The sequence below is a fragment of the Microcoleus sp. AS-A8 genome (assembly GCA_039962225.1).
Lineage (GTDB): Bacteria > Cyanobacteriota > Cyanobacteriia > Cyanobacteriales > Coleofasciculaceae > Allocoleopsis.
Map to the genome: position 1 here is coordinate 183,671 of JAMPKV010000013.1, position 23,488 is coordinate 207,158.

Sequence of the window (23,488 nt, forward strand, 5' to 3'; positions counted from 1 at the left end):
GGTTCAACATCATCTCACTCTATTTTTTAGAGGAAAATCGATGTAATAGATAGGGAACGCCCAGCAGAACTGGCTCTCTAATCAATTCAGAACTGAGTTTTAATCTATCTAATATAGTTTTATTATCTTTTAAGTGATAATTTCGGTTTTCTGAGTTGAATAAACGTTTCCATTCCCTGTTGGCCTCCTCTTTGCCGATGTGAGTCATCGTGAAACTCTTATGTTCAGAATGACAACGAAAATAACCTAAATAATCGTTGAGCTTAAGAAATTTGCCCTGTTTATAGAGGCGACCAAAAAATTCTAAATCAATAGCAAACTGAAGACTAGCATTCAGAAGTCCACTTTGTGCCATGGCAGAGCGTCGCCAGAATGCTGTTTCGGAGCAGACGTTATACACAAGGGTTTTGGGGTCAAAGGGGGGTAGACAACACCAACCCGTTACCTGACCCAAATCATTGATTAAAATTCTATTTCCATGAACAACAATATAATCGGGATGATGATGAAAGGCTTTTAAAATTTTGTGAAATGTTTCTCTGACATAGACATCATCGCTATTAATCCATCCCAAAATTTCACCGCTACTTTTTTCTAAACCTTGATTAATGGCATCCGCTTGACCTCTATCTTTTTGAGAGTGCCAGTAAAATAAATACTTCTCATATTTTTTAATAATTTCAACCGAACCATCGGTACTGCCACCATCAATGAGAATATATTCTAGATTAGGATAACCTTGTAGTAAAACCGAGCGAATGGTTGCCTCAAGAAAGTTTCCTTGATTGTAACTAGGAGTTACGATACTCAAACGAGGCCACTCAGAGCCATTCGGCATCTTTTCAGGTAATAGCTTACTCTGTTTTGTCCAAGGCCATCCTATCTTGCCGGGTGGTGGTGGAGGTAAGTCTTGGAGGGTAAAGGCCGTCGTCATGGTTGTGCCGGTGCCTGAAGAATCTGGTTAAAGGTGGTTTTCGCTATGCTAACGCCGACAATGCGATCACACAACTCTCCCACAGGATACAATCCTCATTATCCCGTTGAGGCGATCGGCTTTACGGGTAGCGTAGGCCATCGCAGTTACAATAAGTGAGCTGAGATTAAGCATTAACAGACTCTTGGCATTAATCCTATCCATTACCTGAGTTCAAACTACAGGTGTTTGCCTCTCAGGAGTACTTTTTGAAAATACAGTCAATGAATAGCTTGAGAATTTTGCTCATCTCTTCAGTAGTACCACGAGATACCACAGGCGGTGAGTTGGTTCTATACAGGCATTTTTCTCAGTTTCCCGGATTGAACCTTGCAATTGCAACCGATCAAGGCCAAGGTTTACTAGCTGCCGATATCATCAATGTTCGCGCAAACCGACTATTAACTCGACTAGCAAAAACACGCTTTTCTAAGTGGTTTCATGATGTATTTCAGTGCTTCAATACTTTTCATGATGCTCAAGAAATTCGGAACTATATCAAAGATAAAAAGCCAGATATAATTCTTACCGTCGCTCACAACGAATTTTGCTGGCTAGCGCAACAGATGGCAGAAGAATTTAATATTCCCCTGGTAACCTTCTTTCATGATTGGTGGCCTGACATGGCTTATGTGCATTCCTTTGCACGAGGATTTATAACCAGGCGCTTCAAGCGACTTTATCAGCAAAGCCAACTGGCATTATGTGTCGATGAAGAAATCAGGCAAGCCCTAGGGAAACACCCCAACGCCCAAATTTTGTATCCTATTCCCCATCCATTTGTAAAAGAAGAATCTCCAGCTACAGGGGTTGGAGGAGATTCATTCACCCTAATTTATGCAGGAACTCTTTCTGGTATTTACGGGCCTATGATGCAAGATTTATGTGCATTTATTCAGAATTACCCTAAACTAAACTTAAAACTATTTGGCCCTCCCCTTGATTGGCCAGATTTTATGGTGCAGCAGGTCAAATCCGCTCAAATTTATGGTGGTTTTATCTCCAATTTAAGAGATGAACTCAAGAAGGCCAATGCTTTACTGGTTGCGATGTCTTTCAACCCGCGAGATCAGATGCGAATGCAAACCAGCTTCCCTTCTAAAATCGTAGACTATTGCCAGTTTGGAAAACCGATTATCATTTGGGGGCCAGACTATAGTTCGGCTGTTCACTGGGGACGTAAACATCAGTCAGCGTTAGTGGTAACCTCTCCTGTCGCCCAGGATTTAGTGAATGCCATTCAAAAATTAGCTAATCAGACCCAAGAACAAAAACGCTTGGGAAATAAGGCTTTACAAATGGCTCAAAAAATGTTTGAGCCAGAGAAAATTCAACAGCAGTTTGTGAATAGTATCTATCAAATTGCTGGTTTAAAATTTAATGATGACACTTATCAATAGGGGTATTGACACCATATGGCATCCAAAAAAGTCAATAATTTTATAGACAGTTTATTGTTGTCTATTTTTCAAAAGCTACCAATTCGTTTAATTAATAGATTTCTGTGGTTATTTCATCGAAATCCCACCTTAGGAGATAAGTGGGGTTACTACATCCGGAAATTTCACTACTATGACCCTCTACCCAACTTTTCAGATATTACTAAAGAACAGGTTCTTAAAAGACGAATATCAACCGCTATAGATTGGAATTTAGAGGCTCAAATAAACCTGATTCAAAAGTTGAGTTTATCTAAGCCAGAAATTGACCACATTAAGGATGGAAAAAATTCTAATTTAAAATTTAATTTCTTGAACGACTTCTACTCAGAAGTTGATGCAGCAATCTACTATACCCTGATCAGAGAGATAAAACCGACGAAGATTATAGAGATTGGGTGTGGATATTCCACTCAAATTGCAGCCTTAGCGATCGCTCAAAATCAACAAGAGGGAAAGAGGGGCAAAATCATTTGTATTGAACCTTATCCCGAACCTCAACTCATTGAAGCCAATCTTGATGTTGAGCTGCTGATTGAACGAGTCGAAAATATTGATTTAAAAAATTTTGAGCCATTAAGTGCTAACGACATTCTTTTCATTGATTCGACCCATACCGTAAAATTTGGTAGTGATGTCTGTCGGGAAATTTTGGAAATTTTGCCAGCTCTTGCCAGTGGCGTTTGGATTCACTTTCATGATATATTTTTCCCCTACGATTACCCCCCACAATGGTTGATTGAGAAGCGTTTAGCCTGGAATGAGCAATATATGCTAGAGGCATTTTTGGCTTACAATTCTCGCTTTGAAGTCGTCCTAGCCAATCATTGGCTCTCTGTAGACTACCCGCAGGAAGTTGCTAAGATTTGGCCTGGAGTTGTTAACTGGGAAAAAGACCCTTATCACCATTGTGCAGGTTTATGGCTCCGTAAAAAATGATAAGGGACTCCTGCAATGCCAACTTTCTCGATCATTACTCCACTGCATAATAAGGTTGACTATATTAGCGACACCATTCAGTCAGTACTATCCCAAACCTATTCTGACTGGGAAATGCTTATTGTAGAAAATGGCTCAACCGATGGTAGCTTCTTAAAAGCTCAAGAATTTCAAAATTCCCGCCTTCACTTTTTGGAATCACCCAAACAGGGGCCAGGAGCCGCTCGTAATTATGCACTCAACTTAGCTCAAGGAGACTGGATTCAGTTTCTAGATGCCGATGATTTGCTAGAACCCAATCATCTAGAGCAACAATTAATAGCCGCAAAAAAAAACCCAGAGGCTGAGATTATTGCTTGCTCTTGGCAGGAATTTACAGATGATAATCCTACCCAGAAAACACTCAGACAACCAACGGGTTTAGGACAACCGATTCAGGTACTACGGGATTTTGCGATCGCATTTACTCCTTGGGCACCTCATGCAGCTATAATCAAACGTTCTATCTTGTCACCTGATTGCTATTGGCCTGAGCCATTAGATCAATATTTAGCAGAAGATATTGCTTTTTGGTTTAAATTAGTTAATCAATGTAAAGTTGCCTATGGACACAGTCAAGGCGTCTTGTATCGGATGCAAACTCCCCAATGCCGTAATCAAGTATCTAATCCTGAAAAGTTGTTAATAGGAATGCACGCCGTCCTTGAATGGAATCGGCAGTACCTGGAAAATAACAACAGCTCCTATACGCCAACCCAATGTGAAAACTTGATGACGGCTTACTCACAAATTTATCTTTTAGCACGAAAACAAAAATCAATCAGCGTAGAGCAGCAAGCTCTATCTCTAGCATCTCAATGCTTAAAAGAGTACTTTGAAGTAGCTCAAAACCCCAGATTACCAATGCTAATTCGTCGCCTATTAGGACTTAAACTTTTTTTTATTTTAACCAAAAACCAACTAAAACATTTTTATCAACTTTTTTATATACACTAAAAAAACTCAGCATATATCACCCCTTGTTCTCTCCTCTCCTCTCCTCTCCTATTTTCTCATCTCTCTGTGCCTCTGTGGTTCGTTAAAAATATACCTTACATACACAGCCTAGACAGAGAAAATATCACCTTTTGATAAACAAACTATCTTGTTGGAGAGGAATACCATCGCTTGGACTTTTCAATTCTTCCAAGCTACCTGAGTAGATAAAACCCTGTTTAGATAAAAATTCATAGATATCTGCAAATAAAACTTGGCCTTCATATAACTCTCGAAACGAAGTTTCAACAATAACAACCTTGACAAGAGATAAAATATTCTCAGCCCCCTTAAGAACTTTATTTTCATAACCTTGTACATCTATTTTTAATAAAATATCATCTTCTAATTCAATATCTTTAAAAATCTCATCCAGAGTATTAATCTCAATCTTCTCTAACTGCTCAACGGCTGAGAAAGGAAAAGTTTCTTTATGAAGTTCTGAGCATTTTAAAATTGAAGAACTAGGTGAAAAATTATTGTGGTACATCTCTAGATTGCCTGGGCAATCTCCTATCGCCAAGTTAAATAACTTAAAGTTTGAAAAATTTAAGTTAGATTGGAGTTCAATAAAATTACTGCGTAACGGTTCAAAGCAATAAAACTTAGCCTCTGGTAAAATTTGATGAAGTTCTGAAGCAAATTCTCCTTGGTGAGAACCCACATCCAAAACTGTCTTAATATTCATCCTTTTAATCCAATTAAATTTGTCTTGATGCGTAGGCTTGAACTGGTAGATAAATTGATTTTTTACTGCCAACAGTCCCGAATTACGACGAGTTATTTTTAACCCTAAAAATAAAAATAACTTCTTCAAAAGCTCTTTAATTAGAAACTTAAAAGAATTTAGATGCATTTCTGTGCAAGTGCTTTACTAGAAAGAGTTCTATCATGTTCGATTGTATCGGCATTGTAAGGCAAGAGATTGGGAATTGGGAATTGGTAGATGTTCTCCTCCTATCCCATGTCCCTAATCCCCGCTGCCTGGGCACCCTAAATTTCCCATTGCTCATACGCTTCAAGACGGATGCTAACGGACTGGATCAATTTGCCAGAACTCCAACCTGCAAATCTACCAGATACGGTTACGAGTAGCGCTTTGTTGTTGGGACTGAGAACGCTTCACATCCGCTAAAAAGGTTCTGGTTTCCTGCACCAATTGATCCAGCCGCTGGCAATCTGGGCAGGTAGCCACTTGACTCGGACGTCTAGCAAATCGGCGCGGACCCATGGGTGCAGAAGCATTACCGCAACGGCGAGAAAGTTCATCCAGTTCTTGAGCAAGGCGTCGGGCTGTTCCAAGAATTTCCGGAGACAGTTTGCCATTCATCTTGAAAATGGGTGATACGCTGTTCCAGATGTTGGTTCCCGTAATATCGGATTGGTTCCCGGCGGCTGGATTGCCAGCGCTCGCGGGAACAGCGAACAACCCACTACCCAGCAGTGCCGCGAATAGAACCCAACTCATCCATTTTGTTCTACGCATGTTTCTTCCTCCTAATTTGAGTGACTTAAAACTTGAATGCCAAGCCAGTGCCTAAAACAAATCGAGGCCCATCTCCAGCACTCACAATGTCCCGCACCGCAGGCGTAATCACCAAGGGGATGTTTTTAAAGGGCGCAACTGAAAGCCCAACTCCCAAGTCTTGCCCACTCCACTCCGCGATTAAACTAACAGGTCGAGCAACACGAACCGCAACATTACCAAAAACACCGATTCCACCCTCATCTTTCGCGACAGCATCCTCCGTGCGGAACTGTCCGTTACCGACACCCGCCGTCACCGCAACTCGACTAAAGAGCGAGTTGATGTCGTCTCGCGTCCGGAAAACTTTGCTAACTACACCATAGATGGAGTTTTCAAAGTCATTACGACCGCCCAGATTAGCAAAGCCATTCCAGCCAGCGGCAACAGCTAAGCCATCACCAATTTGGCGGTGTACTTTGGCATTAAAACCGCCACCCCCAAAGTCTCGACTACCACCAAAGCTCGCGGCGGTATAAGAGAGCTCAACACCAACCGCTTTTTGTGCATCGCCCAACCCAACACCAATCACCGCACCGCCATCACTGACATTACTGTACCGGGTTCGTTCCTGAAACGTTGCACCGATAAAGCCGGTATTGTTATCCGCACCAAACCCAGTGGGAATATAAATACTCAGAGCGGGTGAAGCCAGAAATCCTTCCTCAACCTTGACGTTCTCCAAATCTCGCAGCTCATTTTGCAGCTGTTGACTCTGCCGTTGAGTTTCAGGCGTAGAACAACATTGAGTAGGTGTAGCTTGGGCCAGAATGTTCCCAGTCTGCTCAGAATTGGCTGTTTCTGGAAGATTGGGAATCTCACGATTAGAGAGGCGTGTTGCACTCCACTCCAACGTCGGAACTTCCTGTAAATCCCGCGCACTGTTGCTCTGCAAAGCCGCAAGGCTCTTCCCTGCAACGAGTTGCGGGTTAGGGCTTGGGGATTGGGAATTGGAGGCAGGGGAGGCAGAAGTCGTAGAGGGAAAATTCTCCTCCCGCTCCAGAAACTGCATCTGTTCATCCTTTTGACTTGGCTCAGTCTCCACTCCCCGGATTGACGGCTCATTTTGAACCGATGTCCGCGCCAGTCTCATCTCTGTTTCCGGCGGTGCCATGTTCGCACGGATGGATTGAGAAGCCGTAGTCTTCAAGGTTGCTGCAACGGCTTGTTGTTCGCCGAGGCTTGACGGAGTCACAAGAGGCGCTGAAGCTTGAGCGAATTCCGGTGCAAATTCTTGTACGTTTAGGGATTCGGGCGAGGCAACGGCGCTCTGGCTAGAAGCCAGTCTAGCTTCTTCTGCTGCCGTGGAAATCCCATCGTCTGCCTGTTTGATTTGAGATTGTTGAGCAAGGTCTACTACGGGAGCCGCAAAGGCTTGAGGGGCAAAATCCTGAGCGGCAAGGGCAGCCAAGGTATAAATTGCAACACTTGAAGCCTGCCGTAAGGGGGAAGCCAGACCATTTTTAGATGCGTTCGGCAAATCTTTCAGCTCTAACTTGGCTGGATTCCTATCAGGCCGATGATCAGAATATAAATCTCGGTGAGAACATTGAGTGACGGTCTTTTTTGACACAAACAGCTCCTAATTAAAGATGCTGTCCACTTTTACAGAAACTCTGTTAATAATCAGGATAAATTAAACTTTATATATTGACAAAATTGCAAAGATATGCATAAGAATTAACTAAAAGAGAAATTTGAGCAGCGCTGAGCTGTGTCAGCGCGAGCGAAGCCAAAAAGTGTTGCGCTTTACTCAATGGAGTGCCAAACCCAGTGAGTCCAGCCTGTTTGAAGAGTACAGGCTCGACTTTGATACCTAAAAGGCGCTCCCAGTCGGCAAGCCCATTAGTCTTATTGCTTTGACCTGCCTTAGATGCTTAAGTTCCCTGATTAAGTCAGTTTTTGGCTCACCGACCACTGTGGAGGGCCAGTCTAACTGAGAGGATGAATTACATCGTTATCGGCTGGCATAAGCCGCATTCAACAACTGAGCTAACACAGAGCGAATCGCCCGGAGTTCATCTGGATTATTGGTGAGTAACTCAACGGTACTGTTTTCAATAAACACATTGTAAGAGCGAATCACTCTTTGGCACTGAGCTGCCTCAACCTTACCCTTGGCCGTCAACCCCACCATGCTAAGCACCAAATTCCGGGAGACGTTCGCCTCTGCCCCGGCATTTACCAAACCATTCACAAACTGCGTTACCCTGGCATCCACATTGGTCGTGTTGGTCAGAATAATCAGCAAGGTTTGCTGCACCGTTACGGATACTGCCGCTTGGGAAGCATCCGTCGCAACGACCGCCAAGCTTTGCTGCTGTAGCTGCTGATTGATGGAAATAGCGGCACTGTTGACAGAACTTTGAATTCCTGGGCTGGCGAAAGCGATGAGTCTGCGGCGATCGCCACCGCCACCACTAAAGTTGAAACTACCCGCAACATCACTCGTTGTGATGATCACACCCGTGATATCGGACTGGTTGCCTGACTGCGCTTGGGCTTGTGGGGTCTGACAAACGGCACCCGAAATTGCTAGAGCAAAACCCAAGCTCAACTGTAAAGGAAGATGTTTAATGTTCATAACTTTACCTTGATAAGGATGACTTAAAACCGGATTCCGTAACCAACACCGAGAATGAACCGGACACCATCTCCAGCATTACCGGTAACGTCAGCCGCCGCCGGGGTAATTACCAATGGCACACCAGGGATGGGATAAATCGAGGCTCCCAAATTCAAATCTTGACCCGTCCATTCAGCAATCAGGTTAACGGGTTCAGCCACCTTTAGAGCAACACTACCAAACACATTGGTACCGCCTTCTCGATTGTTAACCTTCTCTTCTGAGCGGAAACGACCTCCACCTAAGCCGAGTGAAACCGTGAGCGTGCTTAAGGGATCGGTGGGATCTTGAGTGAGGGGAAGGACTTTAGTGACGACTCCGTAAACGCTCTTGCCCGCATCGGTATTCCCCCAGTCAATCGCATTTTCAACACCAACAGCAACGGCTAAGTCGCCGCCCGTCTCATTGGTAAAGGTGCGGTGAACCTTAAAACTCACGCCCCCATTTTCCCCAAAACCTTGCCGAAGGGTGGAAAAAGAAGTGACCGCGACTTCAGCCGCCACTAGCTTTCTGGCATCACCCAAACCAAAACCTGCGGTAACAGCACCATCATCAATATCCGTAAAGCGGGTGCGTTCTTGATAGCCAAAGCCCACAAAAGCATCACGCCATTGAGCGCCAAATCCTGTGGGTGTACTGATACTAGTTCCACCGCCAAACAGTCGCCGAGTGATGGTCGCCACGGGCGGTTCTGGGAGGCGATACTGTTGTCTCAAAGCTGCCAGATCATTTTGGGGTGGGGGAGAAGGCTGCGTTGCAACAGGGGGTTGGTAGCCAAAGATATAACGCGACGCCATATCTGAGGAATTAACGGGTGGCAGAGTGCCCTCTTTCACTAAAGCCTGATAGATAAAGGCCGCTACATCAGCGCGAGTGGCATTGATGTTGGGATTTAAGAGGGCAACATTCGGGTAGTTAACAACGAGTTGATTCAGGGTTGCCGCCGCCACCTTAGGACGGGCAAAATCAGGAATTTGTGCAGCGTCTTGAAAGCTACTGTTTAAGACAGAGGCCACTTGTGTGGGTGGAGACAGATCCAGTCCAGTCACAAGAGAGACCAACACCTGAACACGAGGAATATTTTGTTCAGGCAGGAAGATACTGTTGGGATATCCTTCCAGAAATCCTGTGCGATAAGCCGTCTGAATCGCCTCCAACCCCCAGTAATTGCTAGGGACATCCACAAACTGAGTGCCTTGGCGTTTAGCCGCTCTGGGAAACGCTTTACGAATCATCGCCGCAAACTGAGCGCGAGTCACCGGATCATCGGGTCGGAATGTTCCATCGGGAAACCCCAGAATGACACCCCGCTCTGCTAGGGTTTCAATAAACGTCTGTGCCCAATGACCTTGAACATCAGGAAAGGTTCTGGATTGAGCCAGTTGCACGGCAGTTGCTCTTGCCGGTTGTTGTTGCCCTACCCTGAGGTTTGGCGGCTGGGTAGGGTTGGGCAAAGTGGTGCCCGTGCCAGGGGCTTGGGGACGAAGATCATCGGCTCCCAGCATATTTTTCAGGAGAGATTGACCCAAAGAACCACCAGAAGAAGCATTGGCTGTCGTTTTAGGGGGAGAGGGGGGTGTGGGATTGGCAACACCCGCCGCAGCAGATAGCATAGTACTGCTTAATATAGAGCTGATTAAGATATGCGCCCAAAGGCGTAGATTTTTGCTGATTTGATAGAAACGACCCGTGCTTCTGGCTTTCCTCATCACCATTTCCTACTATGCGTGCAGTTGAGTTAATACCTCAAAGGTACACGAGGTTAGTCTATTTTATGTCATCACTATATCTTCCGGAACTTTCCCCAAAATTAGAGTGACTTGGTGTAAAGAGAGTCAACATTTGATTAATCGAGACTGTTTGAAAGTGAGCCCAAAAAGACCCTTTGAGATGTTTTGTCGAATCGGTATGACAGGTAGTGGTATGAGGAAACGCCTGAACCCACCCATCGCGGGTTTAACCTTGATCACGTTGATGGCGACGGCTGTACCCGCTCCTAGCCATGCACAACTTCCCACTTTACCGGCTCCTAGGGATTCGCAAACTCCCTCTTTCCCTGATCCGAACAATGTTCCATTTCCTACGGCACCTGCGGCTGGGGACTCGCAAATTCCCTCGTTTTCCACGCCTCCCTCAGCCCCAGAAGCACCCCCTCCTCCGCCTGGAAGTCGCCCCTCTGGATTTAGTAACTTACCACCGGAAACACCTTACACCCTGGGAGCTGGCGATCGCGTCAGAGTCGATGTATTTGATGTTCCCGAATACAGTGGCGAGTTCGCGGTTTTAGTGGATGGTACCCTCAACCTACCGGTGATTGGTGCTGTCACCGTGCGGGGGCGGACACTGCAACAAGCGAGTGAAACCATTTCTCAACTCTACGCCCGCTACGTGAGACGCCCCCTTGTCACCGTAGGACTCCTGGCTCCCCGCCCCGTCACGATTGCCATTGCGGGTGAAGTCAATCGTCCAGGAACTTACACCGCCGGTGCTCAAGCTGGGGGTGGTGCTGGCACAACGGCTGGACAATTTCCCACCGTCACCCAGGCGATTACTCTGGCGGGTGGTATTACTCAATCGGCTGCTGTGGGTGAGGTCAAACTTCGGCGTCGTAATTCACCAACAACCTACACCATTAACCTCTGGGCTTTATTAAACCAGGGCGACATCTCGCAAGACGTAGCCTTAAGAGATGGAGACACCCTGTTTATCCCCACGGTGGTGGATGTCAATCCCAGCGAGACTCGGACACTGGCGGATGCTAGTTTCGCTAACCGACAAGCTCAACCGATTAATATTGCGATTGTTGGCGAAGTCGCCCGTCCTGGCCCTTATGAAATCATAGGGGGTTCTGTCGGCACAGGCGGTGCCACAGGAGCCGTAACGGGAACTGTAACCGGTGTAGCGGCAGGCGGTGGCGCAGCAGGCGGCCCACCCACGATCACCAAGGCGATTCAAGTGGCTGGAGGCATTACCTCCCAGGCTGATGTACGCTCTGTCACTATCCGGCGTCCAACTCGCTCAGGCCAATCCAAAGTAATTGAGGTCAATTTATGGGAGATGTTGCGTACCGGTGACATCTCTCAAGACGTGATCTTACAAAATGGAGACACCATTACAATTCCCACCGCCACGGCAATTGACCCCGCAGAGGCAACCGTACTGGCTGGAGCTAGTATTTCTCCCAACACCATTGTTGTGAACGTGGTTGGGGAAGTGACCCGAGCCGGTGCTATCCCCGTGCCCCCCAACACGCCCTTAAATCAAGCCATACTGGCGGCGGGTGGATTTAACAATCGTGCGAAGAAAAGTAAGGTTGACCTAATTCGCCTCAACCCCAACGGCTCTGTTTCCAAACGAGAAGTTGAGGTAGATTTGGCTCAGGGCATTAATGAGGAAGGTAATCCTACTTTACGCAACAACGATGTTGTGGTTGTCAGGCGCTCTACCATCGCTAGCATCGGGGATACCCTAGGCACGGTCTTGTCACCGATTACCAACTTCTTCGGCTTCTTAAACCTGTTTGGTTTTTAAACCGTTTAGATGGCTTGGCAATTATTAATGAGCGGTTTTTTCGGTTGTCTTTTGGGTTCTTAGCGCTGGTTCCTGCGACGACCGATTTAACCTTCTCGAAGGTCTCAAGCATTCGTAATGGGCTGAGGGGCGGTTAGCCAGACTCGTAATCTTCAGCCTTGATCCGCAGGTTGAGGAGCATCAATTCCCACCCTGCCTATATTCCGTGTAGTATCCTAGGCATACGGGATACACAATTAAATAAACCAGTAAATTTTTTCCAAATTCTTTCAAGTTATCAAGAGGGGCAGGGGCAAGTATGGAGATGGGCAATATTCAAGATCCATTACTACCAAACGGCAATGGTAAGCGTTTGCCGTCAATGCCGCTCATCTATCCAACTAAACCACCGGAGAATAATGATGATGATGATCTCAATCTCCGGCAGCTATTGACCGTATTCAGGCGTCGCGCCATCGTAGTGGTTGGGGTGGCGATCGCTGTAACTTCGGGAATTGGTTTTTGGAGTTTTCGTCAGGAGCCAAAGTACGAAAGTCGCTTCCAGCTGTTGGTCGAACCGGTGACAGCTGAGGGGGGAAAGCTGAACAAATTGGCACAAGTGCCCGGTGTCACTGATGTTCCCTATTCGGTTCTGGATTACGACACGCAAATTCAAGTGCTGCGTAGCCCGAATTTGATGAGTCCCATTCTTCAAGAAATCCAAAAGCGCTATCCCGACGTTAGCTACGATTCTCTCATTACCAGTACTAAGCTCAAAATTGGTCGATTTGAAGAAACGAAAATTCTAGAAGTCCGCTATCGCGACACAGACGCGAAAAAAGTTCGGGAAGTCTTACACCAGGTTGCCAGAGGTTATCTGCGGTATTCGCTGCAAGAGCGGCAGATGAACCTGAAGAAGGGTATTGAGTTTGTGGATAGTCAATTGCCTCAACTGCGCCTGCGGGTAGACAAACTCCAAGCCGAACTGCAAGCCTTTCGGCAGCGCAACGAGCTCCTCGACCCGGAAAGCCAATCCCAACAGCTCGCGATGCGGGTGAACACGATTGAGCAACAGCAGGTGGACACACAAGTCAAGATCAGAGAAAATCAGTCTCTGTATACCACCCTCACGTCACAACTGGGGCTGCAACCTGAACAAGCGATCGCGACCACTAGCCTCAGTGAAGCTCCTCGCTACCAACAACTCCTCAACCAGCTTCAAGAAATTGAAGCCAAAATTGCTAAGGAGTCAGCACGTTTTACGGAAGACAGCCCGACCATTGTTGCCCTACGCGACCAACAGCGCAATCTCCTACCTCTGCTAGAACAAGAATCCCAAAAAGTAATCGGGACGAATCTACAACAGGCCGGTGTCACCAATGATTCACCCAGTTCGATTCGTAACCAACTGTCACAGCAACTGGTAGATGCCGCTAACCAAATTCAAGTTTTGCAAATGCGGCAAAAGGCGATCGCCCAAGCCGAACGCCTGTTAAACCAGCAAGTTAGACAAATGCCGGTGATTGCTCGCCAATACACCGATTTACAACGAGAACTAAATGTGGCGACGGAGAGCTTAAATCGCTTTCTGGGCGTTCGGGAGGGATTGCAAATTGAAGTCGCACAGAAATCTCTGCCTTGGGAAATCATTTTAAAACCGGAAGTACCTAAATTTCCGGTTTCTCCTAATAATGAGCGGAACCTGATTTTAGGTGCGATCGCGGGTTTATTATTGGGCACGGTTGTTGCCTTAATGGTCGAACGTTTAGACAATGTTTTCCACTCTCCCGATGAACTCAAAGACCGCACCAAACTCCCACTGCTGGGTGTCATTCCCTACAGCAAACAAATCAAAGAAATCATGCCTGCGGCTACTTTGGCTGATAAAATGCCAGAGCCAGAAGATGCCGTACCCAAAAAGGGTAATCGCCGCCAGCCCCAATGGTATAAAGCCTCGCCTTTTTTAGAATCTTTCCGTTCTCTGCATACCAATATCCGCTTTCTGGGTAGTGATACACCCATCCACTCCATAGTGATTAGCTCGGCAACACCAGGAGATGGCAAATCGACCGTTTCCGTTCACCTCGCTCAAGCGGCGGCGGCAATGGGCCAACGGGTACTATTGGTCGATGCTGACTTGCGGTTGCCTCAGGTACATAAAGTTTTGGGTTTAGACAACCACATTGGCCTGAGTAATGTGATTGCTACTGGATGCACGGCTAAACAAGCCATCCAGCGATTACCGATGTGGGATCACCTGTATGTCTTAACCGCCGGTCAGCTTCCACCTGACCCCACTCGACTCCTATCTTCTAAGAAAATGCTGTATCTGATGGAGCAATTTCATGCCGTTTTTGACCTTGTGATTTACGATACACCACCTGTACTAGGACTAGCTGATGGTCAACTGTTAGCCGCTCATACCAATGGCGTTGTCATGGTTGGAGGATTGGGGAAAACGGATCGGTCAATGATGATGCAATCCTTAGATCGGCTGAGAATTTCTAACGCTACTGTTTTAGGTGTGGTAGCTAACGGTGTCAAGGGCTATACCACCCAATCTTACTACCATTATCAACAGTACTATGCTCCAACTGAGTCAGAAGTGATGAAGGCGAAGAAGTTGTTGCAAAAAAGGATGGGTTAATCACCGCGAAAAGAGTATTAATAAGTTCTGATACCAAGATGCATTCAAACCTATAACTCTCTCTTTTTCTTACCTCAGAGTCCTCTGTGTCTGGAGTGGTTTGTTAAATTCTACGTGAGACAGCAACTCACTATGAATTCTTGCTTGAAAGTTTATCGTGAATATCCTACCTTTTCTATTTCTTGACACAAACCTACCTCTACGAAGTAAGAGATCAAGATAAACTATTCACCGACGGAGGTAGAAAATTCCTATTATCATTAACCGCAACTTTTCAACCCCTTAGCCACCACTAATTTTTGCTTTATAACCCATTTGAATCAGCAGTGGAACGAGTTTCTGAGTATGGTCACCCTGAATTTCTAGAGTATTATCCTTCACCGCGCCCCCACTCCCACACTGGGTTTTGAGTTGCTTTAATAACTTAGTTAACGTTTCGGGGGTGGCTTGAAATCCACTAATGACTGTTACCGTTTTTCCCTTACGCCCCTTACGGGAAGCTTGTACTCTCAAATCTTGCTGATTGGGAGGTAGTTCTTGAACGGCTCGCTCAGTGGCAGCAGGCTTACTTCCAGAACCAAACTCTTGATAAACAACACGATTGCCTGTGGCATCGCCTTTTGGGCTATCGCTAGAGGATTGAGAATTAGACGATTTCCGGTTTGATTTTGATGAAGTCATACCTTTTAACAAAATAGTGAAGATGAAGTATGAAAGATGAATTTTTACTTTCTCAGGTAAACCCCTGGTAGACAAGTTGTTATGTTTATAATTCAACCTTCATACTTCAATCATTATTGATGCGCTTTAGCGCGAGAATTAGAGTGTGCTTCTACGGTACCGTAATGGGAACCAAAGCATTCTCCGGTACATAAGTACGGTAAATCCCATTATCGGCAAAAACTAAAATCAGCCGTATCGGATAATCGGGGCTAATTTGTAAATCGGCCCAAGGCACTGCCACCTCCAAGCACTGCTCAAATGCAGCTTGAGCACGACTGGCTCTGGGATGCCAAAGCAGATGCTCTCCAGCTTCCTCAAACCAAGTTGAGGCCGTTTGTAAATTAATTCCTAGATGGTGGTGGAACAGATAGTTCAACGGTGCTTCTTCGGGAAGTTCTGCGATCGGTGCAGGACTGTTGTGCATAATTTGATCGGGATAGAACCACAACAGGTGTAATTCTGAGGGAATGTCCTTACCCGGTTGCATCCCACTTTTGAAGTCAACACGCAGGTAAAAGTTGAGGTGGTCAACTCCGTACCACAGGCGCTGAACCGCACTACTACGGTGCATGGTGCCTCGTGCGCCCCCAATCTCCAGACGACCCGCTTTATCCCAATCCTGCTCATCTCCCTTGCCATTGATGACAGGGTGAATGAAGCTTTCGGGTTCATGATCTCCCCGGATTTCGTGGATTTCTACCTCTTTTTTGAGACTGGGAGGAATCGGCTCATTCAAGCTGGTGTAAATGGCGCTCACATGTTCCCGAAATAACTGGTCGAATATGGCATCGTGGTTGGAGGAATGACCCTCACCAAACCACCAGAACCAATCCGAACCTTCCGCCGCATACAACGCTTCCCAAACTTCTGGGTTATTTTCTTCCGTCGCTTCTGGATGATTCGCTAAGACTTGCCGTGCTTCTGCCAGCAAGTCCCAAGCTCGATTTTTGGCAGGGTCTCCAATCCACGTTGTGAAGCTACCATCCACCCAGGAACCACTGTGGAGTTGCTCAGATGGAATAATTTCGGTGGCTGGGAATTGTTCGATAAATTCACTCACCGTTACCAGTTTGATATCTGAATGGTCGCTCAGGGTCTGATAAAGGGATTCGAGGAAAGGGATGCCGTCTTTGTAGTAGTACTCCCAGCAATTTTCCCCATCTAGAGCAATGGTGACCAACCAAGGGTTTTCTAAGGAGGTGCCACCTTCATGTTGCCGAGATTTTAGGGAACGAGAAATCGCTTCTAAATGTCCCACCAAATTACTAGAAGCCTGCTTCGCATCCATCGTTCCATAGGTAAAGCCAATTAAATCGGATAAGCGATGGTCTCGGAACACGATCGCCAGAGGGCCATAAGGCGTTTCCAGGCGATAGGGACGGTACAAAACTTCCGGGTCTAAAACATTCCCCGCCTCATCCCGATGGAAAAAGTGCTTCAGTGTACACCCCAACACCGCCTCATCGGAGCAAATCCACTCAAACCCTTGCTGAGCAATATAAGGTAAAATCTCAGGACTAACAGACTGCTCACTCGGCCACAACCCACGCGGCGTTCGACCAAAGCGGTCTTGATACATCGTCCACGATTTCTTCAGGTGACGAGGAATATCTTCTTCCCACTGAAAGCGATGTTGCGGCAAGTTCATCTGGGGTACAGCCCGACGCCCTGCATTTGTATCTGCCAGTAGGGGCAAAATGGGGTGGGTGTAGGGGGTTGTGGTCACTTCTAGCTGACCGGCATCCTGCATTTTCCGGTGCTGGGGAATAATCCGACCGATAATTTCTCTCTGCTTCGAGAAAATGCGTTGGCGATCGCTTAAGGTGAAATTCCGCCCCTGCTTTAACCATCCCTCAATCTCTGGGTCATCCCAAAACAGAGGGTCAATCCAGGCTAGATTGTGCCACGCCAGCAAGTCACTAAAATCTGCGAGCGTCCAATTATCCAAACACCATTCCCGTCCTTTGTCCTGTCGTAACCCGTACAGTTCCCGGTAGCGGGGATGGGGGTCAATCAGGGTGTGGTGATTGCCATCAAAAAAATGCTCGATGATAAATTGCTTCTGTTCGGCGTTGAGCTGTTCGCTGGGCGTCAAAGCGACTTCCAGATAGGGGTCGAACGCTTTACCCGCGACATAATCTTCGAGCTGCAAAATCAGCGATGGAACCAAGTTCACTGTCTGATGCAGCTTGGGATAGCGCTCTAAAAGTAGCACTAAATCTAAGTAGTCTTTCGTACCATGTAATCGCACCCACGGTAGACGATATTGCCCTAGAGCAACAGAACCACTATCACGACATTTGTACAGGGGTTGGTGCTGATGCCAGATAAAAGCGACGTATAAGGGATGAGACATGCGTTTTGAGTCGGATGAGACGTGTGAGTCAAGAGTTAGGGGAGATCACTACAGTCCTCCCCGTCTTAACTCTTAACTTTTAACTCAAAACGGCTACATGACTTGCTCAACTTCAGCAATTTCTGGGATGAATTCGCGTAAGCGCCGCTCAATCCCCATTCTCAGGGTCATGGTTGAGCTGGGGCAAGACCCGCAGGCACCTTGAAGCCGAAGTCTAACAATGGGGCCATCTAACTCAACAAGCTCGACATTGCCACCATCAGCCATCAAGTAGGGACGCAAGTCATCCAAAACTGTTTCGACGTTCTCAGGAGTTAGCGCCATTGTTGGGGACATAATTGTTCATCCTTTGTGATTTTTTGCTTGAATCGCAGCTATCTTCATCCTAGCTTCCTTGAGTAGAGCAGAAAGACTAGCTTTCAGCAATTAGCTTAGTTGTCTGGTACATCGGAAGAACTAATCGTTGAGATTGGTTGTCTTCTCTACCAGCTTAATCAGCTAGCTAATCACTGAAAGATAATAGCGAATCGCTCAGGATTAAACCGCTACGGGTTCGAGGAGTTTGATATTAGAAAAACTGAACTCGGTAGTGAGCCGGTTTTCTCCATCGATCGCGTGAACGACTTGGCGCGTCATAACATAATAATTGCCGACTTTCTCATAGCTCTCCTCAAACTCTCGTTTGGTCTTGAGATTGCCCGTCTTAGCCTCTCGGAAGATGGCGTTGTAGCCTGTTGAAACATAGCCTTCCCCGGTATCTAAGCTTTCGTTGGTATTAATCGTAAACGCCATCGGCCCCATCACCCGGCTCACCTGGCAAATTTCGGTACCTCGGACTTTGTAGTTCGACCCCATGGCATCACCCTTGACCAGGATTTCTACAGCACCAGTAGCGTCTGCTTCACCCAGACTAAACTCGTTCTTCCCGTGAGCCTTCTCAAACTGCGATCGCTTGCGGTGGGTAACAATATCCCGCATTTGGTTGTAAACGCTTTCTTGAACTTTTTCGTCTTCAATGCCAGTGACTTCTACCGTGAGGTCGCCATTAATGCGAACTTCCCCCTGGTAGACTTCATCACCCTGCTTAATTTCGATATCCGCACGGTAACCGGGGAAGTTGGCGTCCCAGGTGTAGCGGTTTTCGTAGGCGGCTTGAAACAACTCACGAGCGCTGGTTTGCTCTGTCATAAATTCTTAATATCAATCAACACTCTCTAGTTTAGGAATGTTTACTGAGTATTGAACTGCTCAGCCAAAAATTGCCGCACGCCAAAGAAATTGGGGATTGGACTTTTGAAGGTTGACTTTTGACTTCTTGTGCTATTTTCCAGTAGCTCAAGACGCACTCGACTGGTTGGCAATCATCATGGGTTCCTGATAAAGTGGCACCGTAAAGGTAACGGTTGACCCTAATCCTTCACCCATACTGTAAAAATTGACAACACCTCCCATCGTTTCCACTAGTCGTTGAGAAATCGTCAGACCTAAACCTGTGCCGCCATATTGACGAGTGCGTTCGCCATCCACCTGACTGAAAGCCTGAAATAGCTTGTCTTGCTTGTCTAGAGAAACACCAATCCCAGTATCAGCGACTCGAATCTTGACCATACCGGGGAATTCTTGGTCTTTAAACGATACTTTTTTCTTGAGGACTTCAGCACTAATAGTTACCCAACCTTCGGGGGTAAATTTGATCGCATTGCCAGTCAAGTTTAAGAGAATTTGCAGGAGCCGCTGATAGTTTCCGTACACAATGATTTCATCACGAGTATTGGGTAGCTCGATATTGAAACTGAGGTTCTTTTGTTGTGCTTGATTCTGAGTAAAATCTCGAACATTATCCAGCAGTTCATGGAGCTTAACTTGGCCTAATTCCAGCTCCATTTTACCGGCTTCAATTTTGGCGATATCTAAGATATCGTTGATGATATCTAATAGATGCAGCGCTGAGCGATGGGCGTCATCCATAAATGACGCCTGTTCCTCAGGTGTATCTACCATGCCGTCAATGATCAGTTTAAGGCTACAGATAATGCCATTGAGAGGGGTTCGCAACTCGTGGGTGGTGTTTGCAAGAAATTGGCTTTTGAGTCGAGAAACTGCTTCTGCTTGTTCGCGAGCTTCTTCTAATTCTTTATAGAGGGTGGCATGAGCGATCGCAGTTCCGACTTGTTCAGCCAGTTCTCGCACCAATTCGATTTCTGCCTCGCTCCAGATGCGGTGGCGATCGCACTGTTGTAGTTTAATCAAACCATTGGGTTGGTCTGTATAGGTAGTGGAAACGACTAACACGGACTGCTTTTGGCATTCTGAGGTTGTGGCTTGCTCAACCACTACGGGTTCGTGACTAAACAGCGCTTGTCTCAGCGAGGGTTCCGAGGCCAAATCCAGCTTTTTCCCCACGTTTGACCGACGCGAGTCTTGAAAGTATTCTGCCTTGATCCGGACTTCTGGATCGTCTGGTTTGTAGGAGCAAATCATGCAGTGGCTCACTTGAAGCGCCTTCCCCAGACTTTTTACCGTTTCTTGCCAAATTGTGTCCAGATCGAGGGTACGACGGATTTTCCGGGCAATCTGAGTCAGAAGCTTAGAGTTGGGGTCTAAACTTAGAGGAACAAAAGAGTCAATGACTTTCTGTACCGATGCTTCAGGCAACAGATGTCCCATGACTAGCACCCTTGTGGCTTTGCCATCGGCTTGCAAAATGGGGGTAATCACCAACTCAAACGGTAAAAGTTGGTCCTTGTAGGCCAACGAATGGATACAACGTTCAGGAGTTCGTTGCTCCAGAATTCGCTGAATTTGTTCTAGGTATGCGTCAGCCGCGATCGGATGAAATGTTTCACGCAGGGGAAGCCCAAGCACTTGCTCGTTTGTCAGACCATAGCGCTCAGCGCCTTGCCAATAAAATGAGTGGTACTGACCAGATGCATCCTGAGTAAACACAAGTTCGGACCCTAACCCCTGCAAAAAGCTCGATTTGCTTGGTGCAGTAGCAGATTCCATATCGGTATACCCAGAAAGAGGATGTTGTAGATTAATAGGAGCAGTCATCAGAAAAGACCTGGAAACTGCGAGTTGACAAAAAAAATGATTGGCTGGAGCGATGCGACCGAAAGGTAACGGGGCGTAGCTCAAACTTTAAAGACTTGGCCTTAAAGCAACAGCCGATACGGGTTTTACCTCAATCATTCCATTCGCCTCGTGGCGGTACGGGCGGATTGCGGTCTAAGGCACGGGTCAGTTCGTCATCCCGTTCCCGCTCACCTCTTAGCCACTGACGAATTGCTGTTTCAATGACCCGACTCGGATCATTGGTTAGGTGATTGATTTGGTCTAATAGCTCTGAATCCAAATGAATAGAGATTTCTTCTTTGTCAGTTGAATGCTCTCTATGTACGACATGATCGTTCATAAGCTCAGTGTTAGGTTCCCTAATAAACATTTTACGATAACTATCAATTCGCCGTCTTTCGATTCTTCACCCGCCAGAAGGCTATCTTTAATGAAGCCTATAAGTCATTCCCCAGTAGGGGTATCTCCCGATTTTCTAGGCAAAAACATTAAAATAAGTTAAGCGCTATTGAATTTTACAGCCCTTTCTTGTTGTCACCCTGATATGACTGACGTTCCTGTCTCTCGCATTCGTAACTTTTCAATCATCGCCCATATCGATCATGGGAAATCCACTTTAGCTGATCGCTTGCTACAGACGACGGGCACAGTCGATGCGCGACAGATGAAGGAACAGTTCCTAGACAATATGGACTTGGAACGGGAACGGGGCATTACGATTAAGCTACAAGCCGCACGGATGAACTATACAGCCAGCGATGGCGAGCAATACGTTCTCAATCTCATCGATACACCCGGTCACGTCGATTTTTCTTATGAGGTATCGCGATCTCTCGTTGCCTGTGAAGGAGCGCTGTTGGTTGTAGATGCATCTCAGGGCGTTGAGGCACAGACTCTGGCTAATGTTTACTTAGCACTGGAGCATGACCTAGAAATTATTCCGGTTCTGAATAAAATCGACTTACCCGGAGCCGAACCCGAACGAGTTAAGAGCGAAATCGAAGAGATCATTGGTCTTGATTGTAGCGGGGCAATCAAGGCTTCGGCAAAGGAAGGCATAGGAATTCATGAAATCTTAGAATCCATCGTTCATTTAGTCCCCCCTCCCCAGGATACGGTAGACCAACCCCTACGTGCATTAATTTTTGACAGCTACTATGACCCTTACCGGGGTGTGGTCGTTTATTTCCGGGTTGTGGATGGAACGGTCAAAAAAGGCGACAAAGTCCGTTTGATGGCCTCCCACAAAGAGTACGAAATTGATGAACTCGGTATTCTTTCCCCCACCCAAATCCAAGTGGATGAACTTCATGCCGGTGAAGTGGGTTACCTCGCAGCAGCCATTAAAGCTGTAGAAGACGCCCGTGTCGGTGATACGATTACCCTAGCCGCCAAACCCGCACAGACTCCCTTGCCCGGTTATGCCGAAGCCAAGCCGATGGTATTTTGCGGCTTATTCCCCATCGATGCGGATCAGTATGAAGATTTGCGAGATGCCTTAGAGAAGCTGAAGCTGAATGATGCAGCACTGCACTACGAGCCTGAAACCTCCAGCGCCATGGGTTTTGGCTTCCGCTGTGGCTTTTTGGGCTTGCTGCACATGGAAATCGTTCAAGAACGGCTGGAGCGAGAATACGATCTGGATTTAATTATCACCGCGCCGTCTGTGGTGTATCAAGTCACCACTAACAAAAGCGAAGTCTTCGAGATTGATAATCCTAGTAAGCTACCGGCCCCCAACGAACGGGAAAGCATTGCTGAACCCTATGTCAAGGTGGAGATGATTACTCCAGAAGCCTATGTCGGCACCCTGATGGAACTGTGTCAAAATCGACGTGGGGTGTTTAAGGACATGAAATATCTCACCCAAGGGCGAACGACGTTAGTCTATGAGTTGCCTTTGGCAGAAGTCGTAACCGACTTTTTTGACCAGTTGAAGTCCCGTTCTCGCGGCTACGCCAGCATGGAGTATCATCTCATCGGCTACCGAGAAAACACACTCGTTAAGTTAGATGTTCTGATTAATGGTGACCCTGTTGATTCTTTGGCAATGATTGTTCACCGAGACAAAGCTTACAATGTGGGTCGCTCCTTGGTGGAAAAATTGAAAGAGCTGATTCCCCGTCACCAATTCAAGATTCCCCTGCAAGCATCCATTGGCAGTCGCGTGATAGCCAGTGAACACATCCCAGCTTTACGCAAAGACGTACTCGCCAAGTGTTATGGCGGCGACATCAGCCGGAAGAAGAAACTGCTTCAGAAACAGGCAAAAGGGAAAAAGCGGATGAAATCCGTTGGTACTGTGGATGTCCCCCAGGAAGCGTTTATGGCAGTGTTGCGCCTCGATCCGCAGTAGGATTGAAAAATATTTAGGAGTCGGTGTTTAGCAAAGAGACTCTTAAAGGTGTAGGGTATCCTCTTCATCCGAGAAAAGCACTGCTTGGCTCTTAGGGGGCCCTGCGACAAAATAATGATAGCAATAAAGGCTGACATTGGATGAGCTTCCTAACTTATGGGATTAGCTTCCTATAGCGCTACGCGCATACGTTAGGACAATTTTTAAAGGCAGCATCCACGCATTCTCTGACAGTTTGAAATTCTTTTAATCTCTGTTTCATCCATGTCTTTAAAACAGCCCAC

General features: G+C 46.6%; 19 protein-coding genes. 6 read left to right on the forward strand and 13 right to left on the reverse strand.

All coding sequences use genetic code 11. The annotated features are described in order from the left end of the window. Positions 1-19: 19 nt before the first annotated feature. Entirely contained in the window at positions 20-934 is a 915-nt protein-coding gene (locus NDI48_21235; GenBank protein MEP0833692.1) for a glycosyltransferase, read from the reverse strand. A 263-nt stretch (positions 935-1,197) separates the two neighbouring features. Between NDI48_21235 and NDI48_21240 the strand changes: the two genes are divergently transcribed. Genes NDI48_21240 through NDI48_21250 form a run of 3 tightly spaced genes read left to right on the forward strand, consistent with a single transcriptional unit; the run spans position 1,198 to position 4,347 of the window. Then, positions 1,198-2,373: a glycosyltransferase gene (locus NDI48_21240; GenBank protein MEP0833693.1), complete on the forward strand. Its 1,176-nt coding sequence runs from the start codon at positions 1,198-1,200 to the stop codon at positions 2,371-2,373. Positions 2,374-2,388: 15 nt separating this feature from the next. Next, positions 2,389-3,351, forward strand: coding sequence for a class I SAM-dependent methyltransferase (locus tag NDI48_21245; protein ID MEP0833694.1), 963 nt, complete (start codon positions 2,389-2,391; stop codon positions 3,349-3,351). 15 nt (positions 3,352-3,366) lie between these two features. Further along, positions 3,367-4,347 carry a glycosyltransferase family 2 protein gene (locus tag NDI48_21250; protein MEP0833695.1) on the forward strand — a complete coding sequence of 327 codons (981 nt, stop codon included), beginning with the start codon at positions 3,367-3,369 and terminating at the stop codon, positions 4,345-4,347. 124 nt (positions 4,348-4,471) lie between these two features. Here NDI48_21250 and NDI48_21255 read toward each other — a convergent pair whose 3' ends face one another. From NDI48_21255 to NDI48_21275, 5 genes are all read right to left on the reverse strand, one after another. Then, on the reverse strand, positions 4,472-5,242 hold the full coding sequence (locus tag NDI48_21255; protein ID MEP0833696.1) for an FkbM family methyltransferase: 771 nt from the start codon (positions 5,240-5,242) through the stop codon (positions 4,472-4,474). A gap of 216 nt (positions 5,243-5,458) precedes the next feature. Next, the gene (locus tag NDI48_21260) at positions 5,459-5,872 is read right to left on the reverse strand and encodes a hypothetical protein (protein MEP0833697.1); all 414 of its coding nucleotides are present in this window, start codon (positions 5,870-5,872) and stop codon (positions 5,459-5,461) included. Positions 5,873-5,897: 25 nt separating this feature from the next. Further along, on the reverse strand, positions 5,898-7,484 hold the full coding sequence (locus NDI48_21265) for a hypothetical protein (protein ID MEP0833698.1): 1,587 nt from the start codon (positions 7,482-7,484) through the stop codon (positions 5,898-5,900). 384 nt (positions 7,485-7,868) lie between these two features. Beyond that, positions 7,869-8,495: a hypothetical protein gene (locus NDI48_21270; GenBank protein ID MEP0833699.1), complete on the reverse strand. Its 627-nt coding sequence runs from the start codon at positions 8,493-8,495 to the stop codon at positions 7,869-7,871. 23 nt (positions 8,496-8,518) lie between these two features. Continuing rightward, positions 8,519-10,246, reverse strand: coding sequence for an S-layer homology domain-containing protein (locus NDI48_21275; protein ID MEP0833700.1), 1,728 nt, complete (start codon positions 10,244-10,246; stop codon positions 8,519-8,521). A 214-nt stretch (positions 10,247-10,460) separates the two neighbouring features. Here NDI48_21275 and NDI48_21280 point away from each other — a divergent pair, with 214 nt between their 5' ends. Together NDI48_21280 and NDI48_21285 are read left to right on the forward strand one after the other, a co-directional pair. Next, entirely contained in the window at positions 10,461-12,068 is a 1,608-nt protein-coding gene (locus NDI48_21280) for an SLBB domain-containing protein (GenBank protein ID MEP0833701.1), read from the forward strand. 304 nt (positions 12,069-12,372) lie between these two features. Beyond that, complete coding sequence (locus NDI48_21285) at positions 12,373-14,694, forward strand: polysaccharide biosynthesis tyrosine autokinase (GenBank protein MEP0833702.1); 2,322 nt, start codon at positions 12,373-12,375, stop codon at positions 14,692-14,694. Between the two features lie 282 nt (positions 14,695-14,976). Here NDI48_21285 and NDI48_21290 read toward each other — a convergent pair whose 3' ends face one another. The 6 genes from NDI48_21290 to NDI48_21315 all read right to left on the reverse strand — a co-directional run bounded on the left by NDI48_21290 (position 14,977) and on the right by NDI48_21315 (position 21,188). Continuing rightward, complete coding sequence (locus NDI48_21290) at positions 14,977-15,375, reverse strand: translation initiation factor (GenBank protein MEP0833703.1); 399 nt, start codon at positions 15,373-15,375, stop codon at positions 14,977-14,979. 151 nt (positions 15,376-15,526) lie between these two features. Continuing rightward, positions 15,527-17,773 carry a glycoside hydrolase gene (locus NDI48_21295; protein ID MEP0833704.1) on the reverse strand — a complete coding sequence of 749 codons (2,247 nt, stop codon included), beginning with the start codon at positions 17,771-17,773 and terminating at the stop codon, positions 15,527-15,529. Positions 17,774-17,866: 93 nt separating this feature from the next. Continuing rightward, on the reverse strand, positions 17,867-18,109 hold the full coding sequence (locus tag NDI48_21300; protein ID MEP0833705.1) for a NifU family protein: 243 nt from the start codon (positions 18,107-18,109) through the stop codon (positions 17,867-17,869). A 201-nt stretch (positions 18,110-18,310) separates the two neighbouring features. Next, positions 18,311-18,961 carry a DUF3386 domain-containing protein gene (locus NDI48_21305; protein MEP0833706.1) on the reverse strand — a complete coding sequence of 217 codons (651 nt, stop codon included), beginning with the start codon at positions 18,959-18,961 and terminating at the stop codon, positions 18,311-18,313. Positions 18,962-19,108: 147 nt separating this feature from the next. Continuing rightward, positions 19,109-20,827, reverse strand: coding sequence for an ATP-binding protein (locus NDI48_21310; protein ID MEP0833707.1), 1,719 nt, complete (start codon positions 20,825-20,827; stop codon positions 19,109-19,111). A gap of 130 nt (positions 20,828-20,957) precedes the next feature. Then, positions 20,958-21,188: a type II toxin-antitoxin system CcdA family antitoxin gene (locus tag NDI48_21315; protein ID MEP0833708.1), complete on the reverse strand. Its 231-nt coding sequence runs from the start codon at positions 21,186-21,188 to the stop codon at positions 20,958-20,960. A 204-nt stretch (positions 21,189-21,392) separates the two neighbouring features. Here NDI48_21315 and lepA point away from each other — a divergent pair, with 204 nt between their 5' ends. Then, positions 21,393-23,204, forward strand: coding sequence for a translation elongation factor 4 (gene lepA, locus NDI48_21320; protein ID MEP0833709.1), 1,812 nt, complete (start codon positions 21,393-21,395; stop codon positions 23,202-23,204). Positions 23,205-23,382: 178 nt separating this feature from the next. Here the strand turns inward: lepA and NDI48_21325 are convergent. After that, positions 23,383-23,488 (reverse strand): IS630 family transposase (locus NDI48_21325; GenBank protein MEP0833710.1); only part of this gene is annotated, 106 nt, incomplete at its 5' end.